This window comes from Streptomyces sp. NPDC050161, assembly GCF_044460025.1.
Classification (GTDB): Bacteria; Actinomycetota; Actinomycetes; order Streptomycetales; family Streptomycetaceae; genus Streptomyces.
Genome location: NZ_JBITJM010000020.1, coordinates 83199 through 105931, shown reverse-complemented (window position 1 = coordinate 105931; position 22733 = coordinate 83199). Strand labels below are relative to the sequence as shown.

Genomic DNA, 22733 nt, shown 5'->3' with positions numbered 1-22733 from the left:
GCAATAACTACCAGTGCTAGTTTTCGCGCGTGCCGATCCTCCCGGAGGCCCCGTCATGTCCGCAAAGCCGTCATCGACGCTCCCGCCGTTCGACCCCGCCGACCCGCTGGGCATCGACGACCTGCTCACCGACGAGGACCGCGCCGTACGCGGCACCGTCAGGCGCTGGGCCGCCGACCGGATCCTGCCGGACATCGCCGACTGGTACGAGCGCGGCGAACTCCCCGGCATCCGCGAACTCGCCAGGGAACTCGGCTCACTCGGCGCCCTGGGCATGTCGCTGACCGGCTACGGCTGCGCCGGCGCATCCGCCGTCCAGTACGGTCTCGCCTGCCTGGAGCTGGAGGCGGCCGACTCCGGCATCCGCTCGCTGGTCTCCGTGCAGGGCTCGCTCGCCATGTACGCGATCCACCGCTACGGCTCCGACGAGCAGAAGCAGCAGTGGCTGCCGCGGATGGCGTCCGGCGAGGTCATCGGCTGCTTCGGCCTCACCGAGCCGGACCACGGCTCCGACCCGGCCGGGATGCGCACGTACGCGAAGCGGGACGGCGGCGACTGGGTGCTCAGCGGTCGCAAGATGTGGATCACCAACGGTTCGGTGGCCGGGGTCGCGGTGGTCTGGGCCGCCACCGACGACGGCATCCGCGGTTTCGTCGTGCCCACCGATTCCCCGGGGTTCTCGGCCCCCGAGATCAAGCACAAGTGGTCGCTGCGCGCCTCGGTGACCAGCGAGCTGGTCATGGACGAGGTGCGGCTGCCCGCCGATGCCGTGCTGCCCGGCGTCACGGGGCTGCGGGGTCCGCTCGGCTGTCTGAGCCACGCCCGCTACGGCATCGTCTGGGGTTCGCTGGGCGCCGCCCGTGCCTGCTTCGACGCGGCGCTGGAGTACGCGACGACGCGGGAGCAGTTCGGCAAGCCCATCGGCGGCTTCCAGCTCACCCAGGCCAAGCTCGCGGACATGGCCGTCGAGTTGCACAAGGGGATGCTGCTCGCCCACCACCTGGGTGTGCGGATGGACGCGGGGCGGCTGCGGCCCGAGCAGGTCAGCTTCGGCAAGCTGAACAACGTCCGTGAGGCGATGGAGATCTGCCGCACCGCCCGGACCATCCTGGGCGCCAACGGGATCTCCCTGGAGTACCCCGTCATGCGGCACGCGACCAACCTTGAATCGGTGCTCACCTACGAAGGCACCGTCGAAATGCACCAGTTGGTGCTGGGGAAGGCGCTCACCGGTCTCGACGCCTTCCGCTGAGCCGAGGGGAGGGGCGGTGGCGAGCCGCCGCCCCTACCGCCCGTTCTCAGCTCTGGTTGAAGAAGCCGCCATTGCGATGGCCTTCCTTCTCGCCGCTGACGACCTTGTAGTCGGCGGGGGTGAGCAGGAAGACCCGGGTCGCGACCCGCTCGATCGAGCCGCGCAGCCCGAAGGCGATCCCGGCGGCGAAGTCCACCACGCGCTTGGCGTCGGCCGACTCCATGGCCGTCAGGTTGACGATCACCGGGATGCCCTCCCGGAACAGTTCGCCGATGCCGCGGGCGTCCGCGAACCCGTCCGGGGTGACCGTGGCGATGCGGGTGCCCTGGTCCTGAGCGCTGCTGCTCTCGGCCACCCGGAGCCGTGGGTCGGTCACCCAGGAGCCGCTCGCCGGGTTGCCGGGCTCGGCCCCCTCGGCGTAGTCGTCGTCGTAGTAACGCTCGTCATCGTTGTCGTCGACGAGGCCAAGCCAGGCACTCGCCTTGCGCACCGATCCCATGGACGCCTCCTCTCACCCGCGGTGTCTGTATGTCCGCCTCTCTATGGTCGTCCATGATGCGGAGGGAGTGCCAAGTGGATAGCCGCCGCACGGGGGGTTCGTGACACATCTGGTGCAGAGAGGGTGGCGTCTCGTCAGGTCCCGGGGGTGCACAGGGAACTGACGGCGTGACGGACGTCACGATAGAGGCGGGCGGCGGGTGCTGTCGATACGCGGTCCGGACGGAACTGCCGGGTGACCGGCGGGTCGGTTCCGTGGGGAGACCTGGGTATATGTCCGAAGCATCGGGTGCCGGGGGCATCGGTCGCACGGTGCCGGATGCGGACGTAACGGTGCGGTGCGGACGGCGGGGGCACGGACGGTGGTGGCGGCCGGCCGTGCCCCGTGGTGTCAGCGGCCGAGTTCCGGCGGGCTGATCTGCGAGGTCTTGATGGCCGACGGGGAGGTGCCCCACTTCTTCAGGATCCGGTCGTACCTCCCGTCCTTCTTCAGCCGGTTGACGGCCGCCTGCACGGCGGCGGTCAGGGGGCTGCCCTTCTTGAAGGCGAAGCCGACGTCGAGGCGCTGGAATTCGTTGAGGAAGCGCAGTCCGGGCTGCTGGCGTACGGCGTAGCGCAGGCCGTTGATGGTGCTCATCACCACGTCCGAGCGGCCCTGTTGGAGGGAGATCCACAGCGCGCCCTGTTCGGCGTAGGTCTTGACGTCGTAGGGCTTCTTCCCGGCGGCGGTGCAGTCCTTGCGGTGGTCCTCCAGGGTCGCCTCGAAGGTGGTGCCCGCGCCGGTGGCCACCGTCAGGCCGCACAGCTGCCGCAGCGAGGTGACCTTCTTCAGCGGGCTGCCGTCGCGGACCGCGAAGCCCTGGCCGTCGTTGATGTACGTGACGAAGTCGATGGCCTTGCGGCGTTCGTCGGTGACGCCGAAGTTGCCGGTGCCCAGGTCGTACTTGCCGCTGTCGAGGGCCGGCAGGATCGCCTCGAAGCCGGCCACCTCGCGGGTGAGCTTGACGCCCAGGACCTTGGCGACCGCGTCGGCGAAGTCGATGTCCTGGCCGGCCACCGTCCGGCCGTCCGGGAGGTAGGTGGCGCCGGGCGGGGCGCCGACGCTGCTGGCCAGCGCGAGGGTGCCGCGCGACCGGACGGCAGCGGGCAGCAGCTTCGCGGCCGACGGGTCCTTCGGGATGCCGGAGACGACGTCGGTGGTGGGGATCTTCGCGGCGGCGGGGGCCGGGTCCTGCGCGCCGGCCGCCGGGCCGCCCGTCCCGCAGGCGGTGAGCGGGAGGGCGAAGGCGGCGAGCAGGGCCGCGGCCCGCAGGGTCACGGTGCGCGGCCGTCGGCGGGAGGTGGTGGTCATGGGTGCGCGGTCTCCAGGTGTTTCTCGAACGGCAGCGGGCCGATCGATTCCGGGGGTGCGGTGACGTCGAACAGCGGGCGGTATCCGGTGGCGAGGTAGAGGTCCCTGGCCTCCGGCTGGCGCGGGCCCGTCGTCAGGTAGATGCGGGTGTAGCCGCGCGCCGCCGCCTCCCGTTCCAGGACGTCGAGCACCCGCCGGGCCAGGCCGCGGCGGCGGTGCGCCGAGTGCGTCCAGATGCGCTTGAGTTCGGCGGTGCCGCTGTCGTAGCGGCGGAAGGCGCCGCCGGCGACCGGCGCGCCGTCCTCCACGAGCAGCAGGAAGGCCCCTCCGTGCGGCGGGGTGAACTCCTCTGCCGGGTACTCCTGGCTCAGGTCGAAGGGGTGGTTGTAGCGGGTGCTGTATTCGTGGGTGAGTTCGTCGAGCAGCGGCCGGGCGAGCGGGTCGGTGGGGGCGACGTGGCGCACGGCCGTCCGGTCGGCCCGCAGCGGGCGGGGCGTGGTGGTCATCCGGCCACCTTGGCGGGGCGGGCCGGGGCGCCGGAAGCGGCCCCGGACGGATCCGGCCAGGCCAGTGTGTCCGGCAGCTCGTGGCGCAGCGCGGGCAGCACTTCGGCGGCGGTCAGTCGCAGGACCTCGGCCTTGCGGGCGAACGGCAGCCCGGCGACCTCGACGGAGAAGAACTGCAGCGCGTGGCCGTAGGCGTCGTGCTGCCTGCGGATCTTGTCGGCGATCCGGTCGGGTGAGCCGATGAACGCGGGGCCGTGGTCGGCGGCGTCGTCCACCGTGCGGAACGGGGTGTTGTTGCCGGGGACGTCACGTCCCGCGACGGCCGTTTCGTAGTAGGGGCCGAACTCCCGGCGGGCGGTGCGGTCGTCGGCCGCGGCGTAGAGGGTGCCGCCCGAGCCGACCAGCGCCGTCGACGGATCGTGTCCGTAGGCCGCCCAGCGGGCGCGGTAGTGGTCGATCAGCCGGGCGTAATTGGCCACCGGCTGGATGGCGTTGGCGGCGAACAGCGGATCGCCCCAGAGCGCGGCGAGTTCCACCGAGCGTTCGCTGGTGGCGCTGCCGTGCCAGACGGCGGGCGGACGCTGATGGGGACGGGGGAGTGTGGTGACCGCGTCGAGCGGTGGGCGGAAGCGGCCTGACCAGGAGACCTTCTCCTCGCTCCACAGCCGGCGCAGCAGCTCGTAGTTCTCCTCCTGGAGCGCGTACTGGTCGTCCGGATCGCGGCCGAACAGGGCCCACGGTTCGGGGGCGTTGCCCTTGCCGATGGTCAGCTCCAGACGGCCGCCGGAGAGCTGGTCCACGGTCGCGTAGTCCTCGGCGACCCGCACCGGATCGAGGGTGGAGAGCACCGTGACGGTGGTGAAGAGCCGGATGCGGCGGGTGCGGGCGGCGATGGCGCCCAGGACGGCGGGCGGGGAGCTGGACAGGAACGGCGGTCCGTGCCGCTCCCCGACGCCGAACGCGTCAAAGCCCAACTCCTCGGCCAGTACCGCGAGTTCGATGACCTCGTGGAACCTTTCGGAGGGGGAGACAAGGTGCCCGGACAGCGCGTCCGGGGTGTGGTCGATCAGAGTCATGACGCCGAAGCGCATACCGCGCCCTTCTTCGAGCATGCCGAAGGAACAGGGGGGACGAAAAGGGGAAGGCGAGGGGAGTGCGCCGCGGGGCGGCGCGGGTGTGAAGGCGCGCGGTGACGGGAGAGGAGAACCGCGGATCGGCCCGGCCGGATACGGCAGCGGGCTTCAGGGCAGGGCGTCAGCTCAACAGGAGGACGACCACACGCGACCGAAGTCGATGTGGTCACGGGTGACCAGCCGCTGCCATGCATTCATGCCGCTAAGTGGAACAGGCATCCGTTTCCGCGTCAACAGGGAAGTGATCCACCGCTCACAATATGGACAACAACGTGGACACCCTTGACAGTGAGGGCTGTTCACCTCATAGCCTCTTGGGACGGCCGTGCTGAGGGGCGCGACCGTTCTGCCTGTGTGAAGGCGCTCATCTCCCGTGTTCGATCACGAATCCACGGAGCCTTCGCATGTCTTCCGGCACTCTCGACACCCTTGCCGCATCCGCCGCGGCCCCGCCCGGCGGCCCGCGTTCCACGGATCCCGTCCCGCGCATCGTGCCGCGGCGCCCCGTCGGCCAGTGGGCGGCGGCCACCGTCGTCCTCCTGCTGCTGGCCCTGGCCGTCCGCTCCGTCGTGCGCAACGACGCCTTCCAGTGGGACGTGGTCGCCGACTACTTCCTGACCGACGCCGTGCTGCGCGGCCTGGGCCTGACCCTCTGGCTGACCGGCGTCGTCATGGTGCTCGGCTTCGCCATCGGCACCCTGCTCGCCGTCATGCGGCTCTCCGCCAACCCCGTGCTGCGCGGCGTCAGTTCGGGCTACGTATGGCTCTTCCGGTCGATGCCGATCCTGGTGCAGCTGCTGTTCTGGTTCAACATCGGCGCGCTGTACCCGACGATCCTCGGCGTCAAGACCGTCCAGCTGCTCGGACCTGTCACCATCGCCGTCATCGGCCTGACCCTGCACGAGGCCGCCTACGCGGCCGAGGTCGTGCGGGCCGGCATCCTGTCCGTCGAGAAGGGCCAGCTGGAGGCCGCCCAGTCGCTCGGCCTCGGGCCCTGGCGGCGGCTGCGCCGGATCGTGCTGCCGCAGGCGATGCGGGCGATCGTGCCGCCGGCCGGCAACATGCTGATCGGCACCCTCAAGGGCACCTCCATCGTCAGCGTGATCGCGGTCAACGACCTGCTCTACGCGGTCCAGTTGATCTATCACCGCACCTATCAGGTCATCCCGATGCTGCTGGTCGCCACCCTCTGGTACATCGCGGTCACCTCGGTGCTCGGCATCGGCCAGCACTTCGTCGAGCGGCACTACGCCCGCGGGACGGCGGGTGCCAGGTGAAGCCGTCCGTGGTGATCGTGGGGGCCGGGCCGCGGGCCACCGGCATCATCGAGCGGATCGCCGCCAACGCCCCCGAGCTGTACGGCGACGCCCCCCTCGACCTGCACCTGGTCGACCCGTACCCGCCGGGCGGCGGCCGTATCTGGCGCCGGGACCAGTCCCCGCTGCTGTGGATGAACTCGCTCGCCGAGGACGTCACGATGTTCACCGACGAGACCGTCGAGATGGCGGGTCCGGTACGTCCCGGGCCCTCGCTCGCCGAGTGGGCCGCCGGGGTGCGCGCGGGGGAGATACCCGTCGACGCCGCGCTCGCCGCCGCCGTCGCCGCTCTCGGGCCGCGCGACTTCCCCGGCCGCCGGATCCAGAGCGCCTACCTGAGCTGGGTGTACGAGCAGGCGGTGGCCGCGCTGCCGCCGCGGATCGCCGTCCACGAGCACCGCCGCCGCGCGGTACGGGTCGCGGGCCCGCGCGAGGGCAGGCAGCAGGTCTGGCTCGATGGCAGCCCCGCGCCGCTGACCGCCGACCTCGTCGTCCTCACCCTGGGCCATCTCGACGCCCAACCGCCATCCGAACAACGGGAGTTGGCGCGCTTCGCGGCACGCAACGGGCTCACCTACCTGCCGCCCGACTTCACCGCCGACAGCGACCTGAGCGCCCTGCGGCCCGGCGAGCCGGTGCTCGTACGGGGCTTCGGCCTGGCCTTCATCGACCTGATGGTGCTGCTCACCGAGGGCCGCGGCGGCACGTACCGCACGGAGGTCGACGGCAGGCTGACCTACCGCCCCTCGGGACGCGAGCCCGTCCTGCACGTCGGCTCGCGGCGCGGGGTGCCCTACCACTCCAAGATCGGCTACGAGTGGGAGGGGCCGCGTCCGCCGCTGCCGCGGTTCCTCGGGCCCGCCCAGATCGACGCGCTGCTCGCCCGCCCCGACGGCTTCGACTTCCGGCGCGACGTGTGGCCGCTGATCGACAAGGAGCTGGGCTTCGCCCACTACCACCGGCTGTTCGCCGCCCACCCGGAACGCACCCTGACCACCTGGCCGGAGTTCGAACGGCGCTACGCCGCCGCGGAACCCGGCAGCCCGGCGCTCGGGGAACTGGCCGCAGCCGCGGTCCCCGACCCCGCCGACCGGCTCGACCTGGACGCGCTCGACCACCCGCTGGCCGGCCTGCGCGTCCGGGACACCGACGCGCTCCAGGACACCCTGCGCGGCCACATCGAAGCCGACCTGGCCCGCCGCCACGACCCGGAACACAGCCCCGACCTGGCGGTCTTCCTCGGCCTGCTGTCCGTCTACGGCCAGCTGGTGCGGCTGGGCGACCGCGGCCCGTGGTGGCACGGATTCTTCAGCTTCCTCGCGTCGGGCCCGCCAGGACCCCGGCTGCACCGGCTGCTCGCCCTCTCCCGGGCCGGCGTGGTGCGCTTCATCGGTGCGGACGCCACCGTCACCGCCGACGAGCGGACCGGACGGTTCACGGCCGGCTCGGCGAGCGTGCCGGGCGCGCGGACCGAGGCCCGCGCGCTGGTCGACGCGCGGCTGCCGGAGCCGACGGTGACGGCGTCCCGTGACCGGCTGCTGCGCGCGCTGCACACCGACGGCGCGGCGGCCACCCCCGCCGGGCTGCTGTCCGTGCACCCCGCGGACGGCCGGATCCTGGACCGGGCCGGCCGCCCGCACCCGCGCCGCTTCGCCCTCGGCCCGCACACCGACGCCCGCTCCAGCGGCGCCTTCACCCGGCCCCGCACCAACGCGCCCTCCTTCCGGCAGAACGACGCGAGCGCGCGGGCGCTGCTCACCTTCCTGGCGCAGCGGGCCGGCCGGCCGCACGCCGTCGCCGCCCGCACCGCACCCACATCCGAGGACTCCCATGCCGCTGACCACTGAACCGCCCGCCGAGAAGACCGCGACCGAGCGGGCCGGGCCACCGGGGGCAGGCGATCCGGTGGCGCTGAAGGTCGTGCCCGTACGGCATCCCTGGCGCTGGGTCGCCATCGCGGTCACCGCCGTGCTCATCGCCCAGTTCGCGCACGGACTGATCACCAACCCGGCCTGGGAATGGGAGGTGTTCGCCCAGTTCTTCACCGCGCAGACGGTGCTCAAGGCGGTCGGCGTCACCCTCCAGCTGACCGTCTACGGCACCGCGCTCGGCTTCGCACTCGGCATCGTGCTGGCCTTCATGCGCCTGTCGGCCAGCCCCTTCCTGCGCTGGGTCGCGCTCGGCTACATCTGGGCGTTCCGCTCCATCCCGCTCATCGTCCAGCTGCTGTTCTGGTTCAACCTCGCCTACCTCTACAAGCGGCTCGACTTCGGCATCCCGTTCGGGCCCGGCATCTTCTCCTTCGAGACGATGGGCCTGGTCGGCGCGCTGGGCGCGGCGGTGCTCGGCCTCGCGCTGCACCAGGCCGCCTACGCCGCGGAGATCGTGCGCGGCGGCGTACTGGCCGTGGACGGCGGCCAGTTGGAAGCGGCAGCCGCGCTGGGCATCCCCCGGCTGCGGCAGCTGCGCCGCATCGTGCTGCCGCAGGCGATGCGCTCGATCCTGCCGAACGCCGCCAACGAGGTCATCTCCCTCTTCAAGGGCACCTCGATCGTCTCGGTCATGGCGATCGGCGAACTCTTCTACCAAGTCCAGGTCATCTACGGACGGAACGGCAGGGTCGTCCCCCTGCTGATGGTGGCCACCGCCTGGTACATCCTCCTGACCAGCGCGCTCTCCGTCCTCCAGCACTACGTGGAACGTCACTTCGCGAAAGGCATGACCCGATGAGCGCCCCTGCCATGGTCGATATCAAGGCCGTCCACAAGAGCTTCGGATCGCTGGAAGTGCTGCGCGGCATCGACCTGGAGGTGAAGGCCGGCGAAGTCACCGTCGTGCTCGGCCCGTCCGGTTCGGGCAAGTCGACGCTGCTGCGCACCATCAACCACCTGGAGAAGGTCGACAGCGGATCGGTGAGCGTGGACGGCACGCTGGTCGGCTACCGGCGCTCCGGCGACAAGCTGTACGAGCTGCGCGAGCGCGAGATCCTCAAGCAGCGCACCCACATCGGCTTCGTCTTCCAGAACTTCAACCTCTTCCCCCACCTGACGGTCCTGGACAACATCACCGAGGCCCCCGTATCGGCGCTGCGCCGCCCCAAGAAGGACGTCACCGCGACGGCCCGCGCGCTCCTTGAGCGGGTGGGCCTGGCCGACAAGGCCGACGCCTATCCCCGGCAGCTCTCCGGCGGGCAGCAGCAGCGGGTCGCCATCGCCCGCGCGCTCGCGCTGGAACCCAAGCTGCTGCTCTTCGACGAACCGACCTCCGCCCTGGACCCGGAACTGGTGGGCGAAGTGCTCGACGTCATCAAGGACCTGGCCGACCAGGGCACCACGATGATCGTCGTCACGCACGAGATCGGCTTCGCCCGTGAGGTCGCCGACACCGTCGTCTTCATGGACGACGGCCGGATCGTCGAGCAGGGCCCACCCGCCGATGTCCTCGACCGCCCGCGCCACGCGCGCACCACGTCCTTCCTCTCCAAGGTCCTGTGACATGCGGACCCCCCGAAGAACCGCCAGGACACCCCTTTTGAGGAGCAGCCCCGTGATCCGCCGCCGCACCCTGTCCGCCGTCGCCGCGCTCGCCGCGGGCTCCGTTCTGCTCACCGGCTGCGGGGACGGCCGGGCGTCGGACGACGACGCGGTACCGGCCGGAGCGAAGGGCTCGTCCCTCAACATCGGCCCCGACCAGCACCGCATCCGCGGGAAGAAGGACGCGTCCGCCGCCGCGCTGGTGCCGCAGCGCGTCCGCAGCACCGGTGCGCTGCGCATCGGGGTGGAGGCCGGGAGCGTCCCGCCGCTGAGCTTCTACGCATCCGACGACCGGACCCTGATCGGCGTCGAGGAGGACCTGTCCACGCTGGTCGCCGACACCCTCGGCCTGAAGCCGCAGTTCGACCCGCTGTCCTGGGAGAACCTCTTCGTCGGCCTGGACAGCGGCAAGCTCGACGCCGTCTTCTCCAACGTCACCGTCACCGAGGACCGCAAGCAGAAGTACGACTTCGCCACCTACCGGCTCGACGAGCTGGCCATGGAGGCGAGGAAGGGCAGCGGCTGGAAGGTCCGCGGGCCCGAGGACGTCGCGGGCAAAACCATCGCGGTCAGCTCCGGCACCAACCAGGAGAAGATCCTCGTCGGCTGGAGCGAGCAGAACGAGAAGGCGGGTCGCAAACCGGTCGACATCAAGTACTTCCAGAAGAACTCCGACACCTACCTGGCCCTCCAATCGGGCCGTATCGACGGGTACTTGGGGCCGAACCCGACGATCTCCTACCACGTGAGAACCAGCGGGCAGACCGAGAGCGTCGGGCACTTCTCCGGGGGCGGCGACCGCATCCAGGGCAAGATCGCCGCCACCACGAAGAAGGGCAGCGGCCTGGCCGCCGCGTACGCCGCCGCGCTGCGCAAGGTCATCGCCGACGGCAGCTACGCGAAGGTGCTCGACCGCTGGGGACTGTCCGCCGAAGCCCTCACCACCTCGCAGGTCAACCCGCCCGGCCTGCCCAAGACAGCGAACTGACCCGGCGCAACGGAAGGCACACCCATGTCCGCACCACGACACCCGCTCCACCTGGCCGTCGCGCTGGACGGCCCGCGGCCCGCCGGCCCCGACGACGCGCGCCGCTACGACGCGGAGCACTACGTCCGGCTGGCCCGCACCGCCGAGCGCGGCACCCTCGACTTCGTCACCCTCGGCGACAGCTTCGGCCGTCCCGGCCCCGACGCGCCCGCCGTGCTCGCCCGGGTGGCACCGGCGACCACCCGCATCGGCCTGGTCCCCACCATCACCACCACCCACACCGAGCCCTTCCACGTCTCCACCACCGTCAGCACCCTGGACTGGGTCAGCACCGGCCGGGCCGGCTGGCAGGCCGACGTGTCCACCACCGACGCCGATGCCGCGCTCTTCGGACGGCGGCCCGCCGCCCCGCCCGCCGAGGCGTGGCGCGAGGCGGGCGAGGTCGCCGACGTCGTCGCCCGGCTGTGGGACAGCTGGGAGGACGACGCCGAGATCCGCGACCGGGCCAGTGGCCGCTTCATCGACCGCGACAAGCTGCACTACGTCGACTTCACCGGCACCGCCTTCACCGTCCGCGGCCCGTCCATCGTCCCCCGCCCGCCCCAGGGCCGGCCGGTCACCGTCGTGGACGCGACCGGTACGGACGACGGCGGCGCCGAGGCCCTGCGGGAGGTGGCCGCGGCCCACGCGGACGTCGCGCTGGTCAGGGCCGATGACCCGCAGACCGCCGGCGCCGCCCGCGAGGAGCTGCGCGCCCGCGCCCGCGCGCACGGCCGCGACCCTGACCTGCTGGTCGTCCTCGCCTCGCTGCCCGTCGAGCTGGACGCGCCGGGCGACGCCGCCGGGCTCGCCGACCTGATCGGCGACTGGCACGCCGCCGGCGCGGCGGACGGCTTCCACCTGCGGCCCGCCGACCCGGCGCGCGACCTCGGCCTCCTGGTCGACACCACCGTCCCCGTCCTCCGGGAGCGCGGCCTGCTGCGCCGCTCCTACCCGGGTGCCACGCTGCGCGCGCACCTGGGCCTGCCCCGCCCCGCCAACCGCTACGCGCTCGCCCGAGAGGCTTCGTGATGACCACGTCCCGTACCGCACCGCAGCCCGGTGCCCGCAAGCAGATCCACCTGGCGGCGCACTTCCCCGGCGTCAACAACACCACCGTGTGGGACGACGCCCCGTCCGCGGGCAGCGGTCAGGACGCCGCGCGGCACCCCTCGATCGGCAGCCAGATCGCCTTCTCGTCCTTCACCCACCTCGCCCGCACCGCGGAGCGCGGCCTGTTCGACTTCTTCTTCCTCGCCGAGGGGCTGCGGCTGCGCGAACACAAGGGCCGCATCCACGACCTCGACGTGGTCGGCCGCCCCGAATCGCTCACCGTGCTGAACGCGCTGGCCGCCGTCACCGACCGGCTCGGCCTGGCCGCCACCGTCAACGCGACCTTCAACGAGCCCTACGAACTGGCCCGCAGGCTGGCCTCGCTCGACCACCTCAGCGAAGGCCGGGCCGCCTGGAACGTCGTCACCTCGTCGGATGCCTTCACCGGCGAGAACTTCCGCCGCGGCGGCTACCTCGACCGCGCCGACCGCTACACCAGGGCCGCCGAATTCGTCGCCACCGCACGGGAGTTGTGGGACGCCCACACCGCCGACGGACACCCCGTGCCGTTCGACCACACCGGCACCCACTTCGACATCCGCGGCGAGTTCACCCTCCCGCGCAGCCCGCAGGGCCACCCCGTCGTCATCCAGGCGGGCGACTCGTCCGCGGGCCGCGAGTTCGCCGCGTCCGCCGCGGACGTGATCTTCACCCGGCACAGCGGTCTCGAAGCCGGGCGGGCCTTCTACGCCGACGTCAAGAGCCGGCTGGCGGCATACGGCAGGCAGCCGGACGACCTCAAGATCATGCCCGGTGTCACCTTCGTGCTCGGCGACACCGCGGCCGAGGCACAGCAGCAGGCCGCCGAGATCCGCAGGCAGCAGGTCTCGCCGCAGAACGCGCTGCTCGCACTGGAGCAGATCTGGGGCGTCGACCTCTCCTCCTACGACCCCGACGGGCCGCTCCCCGACATCGACCCCGTCCCCGATTCCGAACTCGCCCAGGGCCGCGTCAAGATCGCCGACCCGAAGGCGGTGGCCGACAAGTGGCGCGCGCTGTCGCAGGCCAAGGGCCTGTCCATCCGGGAAACCGTCATCGAGACCACCGGCAGGCAGTCCTTCATCGGCACACCGGAAGCCGTCGCCGAAGAGATGGACACCTTCGTGCAGACCGACGCGTCCGACGGATTCATCCTCGTGCCGCACCTGACCCCCGGCGGCCTCGACCCGTTCGTCGACCGGGTCGTGCCGCTGCTCCAGGAGCGCGGCGTCTTCCGCACGGAATACACCGGCACCACCCTGCGCTCACACCTGGGGCTGCCGGATCCGGCACGCCCGGCAGGAAAGGGTGGCAGGGCATGAGCACGCAAGCACGCCAGGAGTGGCGGAAGTGGCGCGAGGAGCGCGCCGCCGAGGTCGCCCGACCGTACGGGCCGCTGGCCCTGACCGGCATCCACTGGCTCGCCGACCACCCCGACGGGCACATCCAAGGACTGCCGGGACGCTGGTACGACGACGGCGACGCGCTGCTGCTGCGGGCCGCGGCCACCGAAGGACTCGCCGTCGACGGCACCCCGCTCGACGGCGAGGTCAGGCTCGGCCCGGACACCGCACCCGAGGCCACCCGCGTCACCCGGGGCGCACGCCACTTCCTGGTGCTGCACCGCGAAGGGCTGTGGGCGGTGCGCGACTTCGACCCGGGCTCGGCGGCCCGTACCGCGTTCACCGGCATCGACGTCTTCGACCACGACGAGCGCTGGGTGCGCCCCGGCCGCTACCGCCCCTACCCGCAGGGCCGGACCGTCCAGGTGCCCAACGCCGACGGGGTACGGCGCGGCCTCGGCCTCGCCGGTGAGCTGACCTTCACCCTCGACGGCGACGAGCACACCCTCCAGGTCGCGGTCGAGGGCGACGGCTCCCTGTGGGCGGTGCTCGCCGACGCCACCAGCGGCACGGACAGCTACCGCTTCCGCTTCCTGCGCCCGCCGGCCCCCGCGCCCGACGGCAGCGTCACCGTCGACCTCAACCGCGTCCTGCTGCCGCCCTGCGCCTTCGCCGACCACTTCATCTGCCCCTTCCCGCCGCCCGGCAACACCCTGCCCATCGCCCTGCGGGCCGGTGAACGGAACCGCAGCGCGGGCTGATCCGTCCCACCCCCGACCGAGGGGGTCACCCGCCGTCCCGGCGCTCCCGGAAACGGGCGCCGGGACGGCACACACCCCCGGCGCCGACGGCTCTTTCTGCCCTTTGGCCCCTGCCGTCCCTGCCGCCTCACGCCTTTCTGAACCCTCTTGCGCTGCGGGCCGCCGCGCCCGACACTCCCGATCAGCGCTTGTCAGGGGCACGTGGAAAAGGAACGTGCGGCTTCCCGCGTGCCCTTCGGCTGCGCCTCACGGGCCACCATCGGCGGCCCATCGATCCCCTCGGAGGAATCACGTGAGGAATGCGCGTATCAGACCCCGCAGCGGCGTACAGAGACGCATCCGGCTGCTCGCCGTTGCGTCAGGACTGGTGGCCGTGGGGGCCATCACGATCCCGACCGCCAACGCCCAGGACCCCGCGCCCGCACAGAAGTTCAGCGCCTCCCAGCTCTCCGCCGCGAGTTCCGCGGTCCGCTCCGCTGACGTCGCCGGCACCGCGTGGCGGGTCGACCCGCAGACCGGCACCCTGGTCGTCACGGCCGACCGGACCGTCTCCCGCGCCGAGCTGGCCTCGATCGAACGGGCGGCGGGCGGCAACGCCGGCGCCCTGCGCGTCGAGCGCACCTCCGGCACCCTGCGCAAGCTCATCTCCGGCGGCGACCCCATCTACGCCCCCAGCTGGCGCTGCTCGCTCGGCTTCAACGTCCGCAGCGGCAGCACCTATTACTTCTTGACGGCGGGCCACTGCACCGACGGCAACCCGCCCTGGTACACCAACTCCGCGAACACCACGAGCATCGGCACCACCACCGGCTCCAGCTTCCCCGGCAACGACTACGGCATCGTGAAGTACACCTCGTCGGTCGGTCACGAGGGAACGGTCGGCGGCCAGGACATCACCAGCGCCGGCACCCCGAGCGTCGGCCAGACCGTCACCCGCCGCGGTTCCACCACCGGCACCCACAGCGGCACGGTCACCGGCCTGAACGCCACCGTCAACTACGGCAACGGCGACATCGTCTCCGGACTCATCCAGACCACCGTCTGCGCCGAGCCCGGCGACAGCGGCGGCCCGCTGTACTCCGGCACCAAGGCACTCGGCCTCACCTCCGGCGGCAGCGGCGACTGCACCTCGGGCGGCACGACCTTCTTCCAGCCCGTCACCGAGGCGCTCAGCGCCTACGGCGTGAGCGTCTACTGACGGCGCGGAGCGGCCCGTACGCACCGCTCCTGACCTGCTGAGATACCCGCACGACCGGGCGTGTGCCCGGGATGGCGCGGTCCCCTGTCCGCCGGCGGACAGGGGACCGCACCGACAGCCGCCGACGCCGAGCGGCCATCTCACGCACCGGGCATACCATGGTAAAGAGCAACAACCCGGACGGATGGTGGATGTCAGGGGGCTCCGATGCTGGAAGAACTGGTGACCAGCGGCGTGGCGCTCGCCTCGGTGGGTGCCGTCTACGCGCTGGCGGCGGCGCGGGTGGTCAGGCAGTACGAACGCGGCGTGGTGCTCCGGCTCGGCCGGCTGACCTCATCGGTCCGCGAACCCGGCTTCACCATGATCGTTCCGATCGTCGACCGGATGCGCAAGGTCAACATGCAGATCGTCACGATGCCGGTGCCCGCACAGGAGGGCATCACCCGGGACAACGTCACCGTCCGGGTCGACGCGGTGGTCTACTTCAAGGTCGTCGACGCCGCCGACGCGGTGATCGCCGTCGAGGACTACCGCTTCGCCGTCTCCCAGGTCGCGCAGACCTCGCTGCGTTCGATCATCGGCAAGAGCGACCTGGACGAACTGCTCTCCAACCGCGAGAAGCTCAACCAGGGCCTCGAAGTCATGATCGACAGCCCGGCGCTCGGCTGGGGCGTGCAGATCGACCGGGTGGAGATCAAGGACGTCTCGCTGCCGGAGACGATGAAACGCTCGATGGCGCGCCAGGCGGAGGCCACCCGCGACCGGCGGGCCCGGGTCATCAACGCCGACGCCGAACTCCAGGCGTCGAAGAAGCTGGCCGAGGCGGCCCAGGCGATGTCCGGGCAGCCGGCCGCGCTCCAACTCCGCCTGTTGCAGACCGTGGTGGCGGTCGCCGCCGAGAAGAACTCCACGCTGGTGCTGCCCTTCCCCGTGGAACTGCTGCGCTTCCTGGAACGCTCCGGCCTCCACGCCGAGGCCGAGACGGCCCGCGCCGACGCCGAGCGGACCCGCTCCCGGCAACAGGACGAACCCGCCGCCCCACCCCCCGACCCGCACGGCACCTACATAGCCGACCTCGTCACGGAGGACCCCACCCCCCTCACCGACCCCACATCCCCCACGTCCCTCGGCCCGGACCCGGCACTCGCCCCCGACCACTACCTGGAGACGGGCCAACCACCGGCCGACGAGGACCTGGAGCCGGGCCGGCCCCCGGACGAGCAGGACGGCGAGGCGGACGGCCGGGAAGAGGGGGAGCGAGGGGCGGGCTCGCCTTGAGAACTGCCCGACAAGGCAGAGCTGTCCCACGTCATGGTCCGCCCGACCCGACAGGCAGGCACGACTTCGGACGCACTCCTCTAGGGTGATGCTGTATCCACGATGCGTGAAAGAGGGGGCGGTCATGGATCCAGACATGGCAGCGTTGGCAGGCACCGCAGGAACAACACTCGTCACTCTGCTGACGACCGAGACCTGGCAGGGCATCAGGGGAAGGTTCGTCTCGCTGTGGCAGCGGGCCAGGCCCGACCGGGCACCCGCCATCGCCGACGAACTCGACGCATCCCGCGAAGAGTTGCTCAACGCGCAGGCCACCGGCGACCGGGAAGCCGAAGCCGAACTCGGGGCGGAGTGGCAGGGCCGGATCAGGCGACTGCTCACGGCCCACCCCGAACTCGCCGACGAACTGCGGTCGATGCTCGACGAACTGGCTCCCGCCACCACTGCGGCACCCACGGTGACCCAGCACGCCACCGCCTCCGGAAACGCCCGGGTCTACCAAGCCGGCCGCGACATGCGCATCGGCGGCGGAGCGGAGGGCCCGTGAACGAGGAGGCTTCGCGGGGGGCTGCGGCGTACGGGCAGGGACGGATCTTCCAGTCCGAGCGGGACATCCAGATCACCGAACACCACCACCACGGCGCAGCGGGGAACCCGGCGTCGGCCGCCGGTCCCGCCTCGGTGCGGGTAGCGCTGTCCGCACCGCTGCGGGCGGCGCTGCGCGACAGGGAGGAACTGCGCGAGGAACTCCTGGCCGCGGTGGGCACCGGCGGCGGGGTGCACGTACTGCACGGGTTCGGGGGGTGCGGGAAGACGGCGGTGGCACGGTGGCTGTTCGATGAAGCGGCCCCGTCACAGGTGGCGCTGTGGGTGGACGCGTCGAGCGAATCCCAGCTCCGCGCCGGCATGCTGGCGGTGGCCGCGGACCGAGGCGCGTCACCGGAGGAGGTACGGGCCGCTCAGGAGGGACGGCGGGCCGCAGCAGACCTGGTGTGGCAGCGGCTCGACGACTCCCCGGAGCCGTGGCTGCTGGTACTGGACAACGCGGACGATCCGCGATTCCTGCGGGACGGCTGGCTGCGCGGCTCGGCCCGGGGGACGGTGCTGGTGACCTCCAGGCAGGCCACCGACGCCGCCTGGACCGGCGTACACGCCCGGATGCACCGGGTGGACGTACTGCCGGTGGCGGAAGCGGCGGAACTGCTCCATGACCTGGCCCCCGGAGACCACCAGCCCGAAGCGACACTCCGGCTGGCCGAACGGCTGGGATGCCACCCGCTGGCACTCACCCTCGCCGGAGGCTTCCTCTCCCAACAGCTCCTCGAAAGCTGGACGGTTGAGGAGTACCTGGAACGGCTCGGCGAAGACCCCGCCGCACTGCTGGACCGCGGCGCAGGACTGGAGAGCGGGGCCAGGGAACGCCTGAGCCGCACCTGGCAACTCTCCCTCGACGCCCTGGCCCAGCGCGGCCTGCCCGAATCACTGGGCGTGTTACGCCTGTTGGCCTGCCTGGGACACGCCCCCGTCCCCGTGGGTCTCCTGGCCCCGTCGGCGGTGCTGGCGGTCGGCGTCCCCGGAATCGCCCCGGAACGGATCGAGGCGGGCCTGCGCGGCCTGCTGTCGGCATCCTTGGTGGACCTCATCGAGGTACCGGGCTACGCGGGCGGCAGGCCCGTACGGTGTGTGACTGCGCATGGACTGTTGCTGGAAACGGTTGCGGCGGGGGTTCCGCCGGAGCAGCGCGTGGAGTTGCACATGGCCGTCGCCAAGCTGGTTAGCCAGGCTGTGCCCGGGGGAGAGGGCGCGGGCGATGTGCGGTTGGTGGAACCGCATCTGCTGGTGTTGTTGAGGAGCAGTGTCACTGCCGGAGCAGTGCTGGATGCGGCACGTCGCGTGCGAGATGTCCACGATGATGCGGGGCGGTGGACGGACGCTCTGCCATTCGCGGCGGGGGTGGCGAAAGCCCCCTCACGAGAGGGGAACGCCGGGAATGCCGACGCGGTCGCTGACGTCATCGCTCTGGGGCGGATTACGTTCTTGACCGGGGACTTTGCCAGGGCGGAGCCCGTGGTCGAAGAGGCATTGGACACTGCGACAGCGTGGGCGGAGGAGTCGCCGCTGCTTCTGGCCCAGGCACGTTTCCAGGCCGCGAGGCTGTATGGCCGACGTGGACGGTACGCAGATTCTCTCAGGTTCGCCCGTCAGGTTCAGGAAGTCAGGCGGCGCATCCTGGGGCCAGCCCACGCTGATACCGCTGAGACGATTCACCTGCAGGTGGAAATGCTTTTCTCCCTCGGGCGCTTTGGGGCAGCCGTTCGGCTCGCTCGGCAACTCCTGGATCTGCTACCGCACCTTCACGGGGAACGAAGCGACGAGGTTGGCACCTGTTCCCTCTTGTCCAGCGCGGGGGCGATGCGGGAGGCACTGATCGCGGCCCGAAGCTCGCAAGCCGTTATGAATGACGAAGCGAGTGCGCTCAACTGGACCCAGGTCTGGGAGCTTTCCCAGGAAGCCCTGCGTGCCTACATCGCTTACTTCGGTACCTCCCATCCGCTCACAGCAGCAGCGAGACATAACTTCGCGGTGGTGTCCTGGGAGCATGGCGACAGGGAAGTAGCCGTTGTAGAGATCCGCAAGGTAGTCGACTGGCGTAGGGCGGTACTGGGAGAAGAGCACCCCTTCAGTATCGAGGCGACCGCGGAACTGGCTCGCATGATTGGACTGAACGGCGACCCCGAGGAAGCTGCCAGTCTCGCGGCAAAAGCCTATGCCGACGCACTCCGCATCATCGGCCCCGACCACTTCATCACGGGACTCTGTAAGCATGCGTTGAAGCCCGCCGAGCGAGTCACCTTGGCGCAGCTGCGCAATCGCGGAACCACAGCAGGGGACGACAACTAGCCCCGGCCGCAGCGCCCGCCCCGTCCGCTATCCGGACCCCCGCCCTCCAGGCCAACGCTTTCCGGACAGGTCTAGTCCTTACCAAGTGCGTGCCATCGGCTGCTCGGTGTGGTCGGGGGTGTCCGGAGTCGGGGGCGACGTGCGCGGATATCGGTGTGGACGCGATGTGTTGAAAGGGTGAACTCCCGTACCCGAGACCGGAACTCGGTCTTGTGCGCGAGTGAGCGGGGTGGGAATACTCGGCGACGCACGTTGGCATGGACGCGACTCCCCGAGGTGATCGAGCGAGGGGCGCACGTCTGTGACCTGTTCCTCACACTCTCCGGGCCCGTGCAGTCCCCACACGGCGGGTCCTTCCCCCCACGGGAGGCATTGAGTTGAAGCACCGTCGCATACCCCAGCGCCGTGCGGTTCTGGCCGGAGCGGGAGCACTGGCTCTCGCCGCCACCGCCACACTCACCCTCACCGCCAACGCAGCCACCACGCCCCAGGCCGCCAAGCTGAGCCCGGCCGCGGCGACCACGCTCGCCTCGCAGTTCAAGACCGGCACCGCGGGCTCGTACTACGACGCACAGGCCAAGAAGCTCGTGGTCAACGTCGTGGACGAGTCGGCAGCCCAGGCCGTCCAGGCCAAGGGTGCCGAGGCCAGACTCGTCAAGCACTCGATGGCCCAGCTCGACTCGGCGCGTCAGACGCTGAAGTCCAAGGCGACCATCCCGGGCACCTCCTGGGGTGTCGACCCCCGGAGCAACAAGGTCGTGGTGACCGCGGACCGCACGGTCAAGGGCGCCGCGCTCGCCAAGCTCACCAAGGTCACCGAAGGTCTCGGTGACCGGGCCGAACTCCGCCGCACGAAGGGGGAGATCAAGCCCCTGATCGCCGGTGGCGACGCGATCTGGGGGAGCAGCGCCCGCTGCTCGCTCGGCTTCAACGTCGTCAAGGACGGTCAGCCGTACTTCCTGACCGCCGGTCACTGCGGCAACGCCGTGCAGAGCTGGTCCGACCAGCAGGGCGGCCAGGAGGTCGCCACCACCGAGGACTCCAAGTTCCCGGGTGACGACTACTCCATCGCCAAGTACACCGGTGACACCGAGCACCCCAGCGAGGTGAACCTCTACAGCGGCAGCCCCCAGAAGATCACCAAGGCCGCCGATGCCACGGTCGGTGAGAAGGTGCAGCGCAGCGGCAGCACCACCCAGGTGCACGACGGCACCGTCAAGGCGCTCAACGCGACCGTCAACTACCAGGAGGGCTCGGTCGAGGGTCTGATCCAGACCGACGTCTGCGCCGAGCCCGGCGACAGCGGCGGTGCGCTCTTCGACGGCGAGTCCGCGCTCGGCCTCACCTCCGGCGGCAGCGGCGACTGCTCGTCGGGTGGCGAGACCTACTTCCAGCCGGTTCCCGAGGCCCTGGAGGCCGAGGGCGCCCAGATCGGCTGACGCACCACGCCGTGCCCGAACGGCCCGTCGCGGCACCGCACTTCGCGGGTCCGCGACGCGCCGCAGGGCACGGCACCGGCACCGGCCCCCGGACTTCTTCGACGTCCGGGGGCCGGTGCCGTGCTGCGTGCGCGGCCCGGTGGCGGGGAGTGCTCAGAACTCGAAGACCGCGCCCGCGCCGTCCTGCATCGCGCAGGAGTTGGCGAAGGTGTGCGCGTACGCGACCCGGCGGCCCTGCCAGACGCCGTCAGCCGTCACCACGACCGGGGCCCACTCCTTGGTACACACCCGCGTGCTCCTGGCGCCGGTCACCTGGTCCAAGTCGCCCTTCACAGCGTGCAGTTGACCGCAGGCCGCGCGGGCGACGGGGTGGCTGCCGCCGGCCACCGGGGCGCAGGTCAGGGTCACCGCGCGCGCCACGGTGGAGCTCGCGCGGCTCTCGCCTTCGCCGACGGTCAGGACCAGCGCCGACGGGGCGTACAGCCCACCGCTCCGGGCGGACTGCGCCGCGGCGGCGGCCGGCGTGGTGGCCGCCTGCGCGGTGGTGGCCAGTGCGCCGAGAACCAGTGCCGCGCCGAGCGCGATCCCCCCAGTGATGTACCGCATGCCGAACACTCCCTTGCTCGAAGTTCCAGATAACGGACGGGAGTCTGGCCCAACGGCACAGTGATCGCACACCGGTCGGTGACTTTCAGGCGATAGATGAAAGCGGTGGGTAATGGCGTGAACGGATGTGGTGATGCTGTGGAGATCCGGCGCCTGTGACGTGTGCGGCCAGCGGGTATGCCGCCGCCCGGCAGCCGTCGCCCCTCCTGCCGGGGGCGGTGCCACGGAGCGGATCCGGCCGCCGTACGGGTGTCCAGATGCCGGTACGGCGCCCGGGTATTGGCCCGAAGGGGGTGCGTGGCGGGCCGCGCGGCCGGGTTCAGGCGGGCCGCGGCTCCGGTTCCCCGGCCCGCTCCCCGTTCCCGTCCTTCCTGTTTTTCCCGCTCCTGGCGTTCTTTCCGTGCAGTGCGGCCAGGACGGTGGTGAGCACCGCGCCGCCCACCGCCCAGGCGGAGAGCACCAGGAGTGAGCCGGTCAGCCCGTTGCCCCGGAAGTAGCCGATGGACCGTGCCGCCCAGGTGCCGGCGCCCGGCGGCAGCGCAGGTCCGATCGCCCGCCAGAACGGCGGCAGCAGCGGGTAGGGGTAGGCGCCGCCCGCGCTCGGGTTGCCCAGCACCACGATCACCAGGATCGCCAGGCCGATGCCGATGATGCCGAGCAGCCCCTGGAACGCCAGGGTCGTGGCCCCCACGGCGAAGACCGTCAGCGCGCCCAGTCCCCACAGCGCGAACAGGCTGCCGGGGAGCGCGCCGAGCACCGGTCCGATCACCACCGCGCCGGCCAGCCCCGCCGCGATCGAGTAGAGCGCGAGCGCGCCCAGCCGGATCACCGCCCGGGTGCCGTTCGCGGGGCGGGCGCCGGCGCTGATCGCCAGGATCGCGGCGCAGAGATAGCCGCCGACGCACCAGCCCACCACGAGGTAGAACGACGACAGGCTGCGGGCGTCGCCCCGGTCGGCGGGCGCCACGTCCTCGGTGCGCACACTGCGCCGCTGGGCCTTCTCCGCGGCGCCGACGACCGCCTCGGCCGCCTGCGACAGCGAGGCGCCGCCGCCGCTGGCGACCAGCAGCCGGTCGGTGCTGCCGCGCGGGTCGACGAGCAGCGCGGCGTCGATCTTCCGGTCCGCCAACTGGCGCCGCGCGGCGGCCTCCGACGCCACGGGGCGCGGGTCGAGCGGCGAGCCGTCCAGCCGGTCCAGCTTGGTCACCAGCTGCCCCCGGGTCTGCGCCGGGGCGACCACGCCGAGGGCGATGTCGGTCGGCTTGGGGGCGTGGAAGGCCCCGGCGTACGAGGTGATGAACGCGATCATCAGGCCCAGTACGCCGACCACCAGCAGGGTGGCCCGGGGTGTCACCGCGTCCCACACCTCCTTGATGAAGGTGGTGGGGGTGCCCTCGTCCGTCGTGGCCATTGCGCCGCTCCTCGCCCCGTCGAGCCGTGTCGTGCTCTGCCCTGCCGTGTCGCTTCCGTGCCGCTTCCGCTTCCGTACGGCTTCCGTA

The 22733-nt window shown here is 71.5% G+C and carries 20 protein-coding genes; 14 read left to right on the top strand and 6 right to left on the bottom strand.

Annotated features, from left to right (window positions below; all coding sequences use genetic code 11):
* The first annotated feature begins 55 nt into the window (after positions 1 to 55).
* Positions 56 to 1252 (top strand): acyl-CoA dehydrogenase family protein, encoded by a 1197-nt coding sequence (locus tag ACIBK8_RS27810; RefSeq protein WP_399044597.1) that lies wholly within the window; start codon positions 56 to 58, stop codon positions 1250 to 1252.
* Positions 1253 to 1298: 46 nt separating this feature from the next.
* Here the strand turns inward: ACIBK8_RS27810 and ACIBK8_RS27805 are convergent, their stop codons facing one another.
* From ACIBK8_RS27805 to ACIBK8_RS27790, 4 genes are all read right to left on the bottom strand, one after another.
* Complete coding sequence (locus ACIBK8_RS27805; RefSeq protein ID WP_393686393.1) at positions 1299 to 1751, bottom strand: cell division protein SepF; 453 nt, start codon at positions 1749 to 1751, stop codon at positions 1299 to 1301.
* A gap of 390 nt (positions 1752 to 2141) precedes the next feature.
* Positions 2142 to 3101 (bottom strand): ABC transporter substrate-binding protein, encoded by a 960-nt coding sequence (locus ACIBK8_RS27800; RefSeq protein WP_399044596.1) that lies wholly within the window; start codon positions 3099 to 3101, stop codon positions 2142 to 2144.
* Complete coding sequence (locus ACIBK8_RS27795) at positions 3098 to 3607, bottom strand: GNAT family N-acetyltransferase (RefSeq protein ID WP_399044595.1); 510 nt, start codon at positions 3605 to 3607, stop codon at positions 3098 to 3100. The genes ACIBK8_RS27800 and ACIBK8_RS27795 overlap by 4 nt, the downstream gene beginning before the upstream one ends.
* Complete coding sequence (locus tag ACIBK8_RS27790) at positions 3604 to 4683, bottom strand: LLM class flavin-dependent oxidoreductase (protein WP_399044594.1); 1080 nt, start codon at positions 4681 to 4683, stop codon at positions 3604 to 3606. Before ACIBK8_RS27790 ends, ACIBK8_RS27795 begins: the two co-directional genes overlap by 4 nt.
* A gap of 461 nt (positions 4684 to 5144) precedes the next feature.
* Between ACIBK8_RS27790 and ACIBK8_RS27785 the strand changes: the two genes are divergently transcribed.
* The 13 genes from ACIBK8_RS27785 (at position 5145) to ACIBK8_RS27725 (ending at position 20628) form a co-directional block, all read left to right on the top strand.
* Positions 5145 to 6017, top strand: coding sequence for an amino acid ABC transporter permease (locus ACIBK8_RS27785; protein ID WP_399044593.1), 873 nt, complete (start codon positions 5145 to 5147; stop codon positions 6015 to 6017).
* Positions 6014 to 7903 (top strand): FAD/NAD(P)-binding protein, encoded by a 1890-nt coding sequence (locus ACIBK8_RS27780; protein ID WP_399044592.1) that lies wholly within the window; start codon positions 6014 to 6016, stop codon positions 7901 to 7903. The genes ACIBK8_RS27785 and ACIBK8_RS27780 overlap by 4 nt, the downstream gene beginning before the upstream one ends.
* Positions 7887 to 8786 carry an amino acid ABC transporter permease gene (locus tag ACIBK8_RS27775; RefSeq protein ID WP_399044591.1) on the top strand — a complete coding sequence of 300 codons (900 nt, stop codon included), beginning with the start codon at positions 7887 to 7889 and terminating at the stop codon, positions 8784 to 8786. The genes ACIBK8_RS27780 and ACIBK8_RS27775 overlap by 17 nt, the downstream gene beginning before the upstream one ends.
* Positions 8783 to 9550, top strand: coding sequence for an amino acid ABC transporter ATP-binding protein (locus ACIBK8_RS27770; RefSeq protein WP_399044590.1), 768 nt, complete (start codon positions 8783 to 8785; stop codon positions 9548 to 9550). Before ACIBK8_RS27775 ends, ACIBK8_RS27770 begins: the two co-directional genes overlap by 4 nt.
* A 1-nt stretch (position 9551) precedes the next feature.
* Positions 9552 to 10577 (top strand): transporter substrate-binding domain-containing protein, encoded by a 1026-nt coding sequence (locus ACIBK8_RS27765; protein WP_399044589.1) that lies wholly within the window; start codon positions 9552 to 9554, stop codon positions 10575 to 10577.
* Between the two features lie 24 nt (positions 10578 to 10601).
* Entirely contained in the window at positions 10602 to 11648 is a 1047-nt protein-coding gene (locus ACIBK8_RS27760) for an LLM class flavin-dependent oxidoreductase (protein WP_399044588.1), read from the top strand.
* A complete protein-coding gene (locus tag ACIBK8_RS27755) occupies positions 11648 to 13030 on the top strand; it encodes an NtaA/DmoA family FMN-dependent monooxygenase (protein ID WP_399044587.1) in 1383 nt (460 codons plus the stop codon). Before ACIBK8_RS27760 ends, ACIBK8_RS27755 begins: the two co-directional genes overlap by 1 nt.
* Complete coding sequence (locus ACIBK8_RS27750; RefSeq protein WP_399044586.1) at positions 13027 to 13812, top strand: DUF1684 domain-containing protein; 786 nt, start codon at positions 13027 to 13029, stop codon at positions 13810 to 13812. The genes ACIBK8_RS27755 and ACIBK8_RS27750 overlap by 4 nt, the downstream gene beginning before the upstream one ends.
* Before the next feature lie 292 nt (positions 13813 to 14104).
* Positions 14105 to 15010 carry a S1 family peptidase gene (locus tag ACIBK8_RS27745; protein ID WP_399044585.1) on the top strand — a complete coding sequence of 302 codons (906 nt, stop codon included), beginning with the start codon at positions 14105 to 14107 and terminating at the stop codon, positions 15008 to 15010.
* A 207-nt stretch (positions 15011 to 15217) separates the two neighbouring features.
* The gene (locus ACIBK8_RS27740) at positions 15218 to 16288 is read left to right on the top strand and encodes a slipin family protein (RefSeq protein ID WP_399044584.1); all 1071 of its coding nucleotides are present in this window, start codon (positions 15218 to 15220) and stop codon (positions 16286 to 16288) included.
* A 136-nt stretch (positions 16289 to 16424) separates the two neighbouring features.
* Positions 16425 to 16835: a hypothetical protein gene (locus tag ACIBK8_RS27735; RefSeq protein ID WP_399044583.1), complete on the top strand. Its 411-nt coding sequence runs from the start codon at positions 16425 to 16427 to the stop codon at positions 16833 to 16835.
* The gene (locus tag ACIBK8_RS27730; protein WP_399044582.1) at positions 16832 to 19189 is read left to right on the top strand and encodes a tetratricopeptide repeat protein; all 2358 of its coding nucleotides are present in this window, start codon (positions 16832 to 16834) and stop codon (positions 19187 to 19189) included. The genes ACIBK8_RS27735 and ACIBK8_RS27730 overlap by 4 nt, the downstream gene beginning before the upstream one ends.
* Positions 19190 to 19560: 371 nt before the next feature.
* On the top strand, positions 19561 to 20628 hold the full coding sequence (locus ACIBK8_RS27725; RefSeq protein ID WP_399044631.1) for a S1 family peptidase: 1068 nt from the start codon (positions 19561 to 19563) through the stop codon (positions 20626 to 20628).
* 153 nt (positions 20629 to 20781) lie between these two features.
* Here the strand turns inward: ACIBK8_RS27725 and ACIBK8_RS27720 are convergent, their stop codons facing one another.
* Positions 20782 to 21234 (bottom strand): subtilase-type protease inhibitor, encoded by a 453-nt coding sequence (locus ACIBK8_RS27720; RefSeq protein WP_399044581.1) that lies wholly within the window; start codon positions 21232 to 21234, stop codon positions 20782 to 20784.
* A gap of 319 nt (positions 21235 to 21553) precedes the next feature.
* Positions 21554 to 22645 (bottom strand): DUF3533 domain-containing protein, encoded by a 1092-nt coding sequence (locus ACIBK8_RS27715; RefSeq protein ID WP_399044580.1) that lies wholly within the window; start codon positions 22643 to 22645, stop codon positions 21554 to 21556.
* Positions 22646 to 22733: the final 88 nt, after the last annotated feature.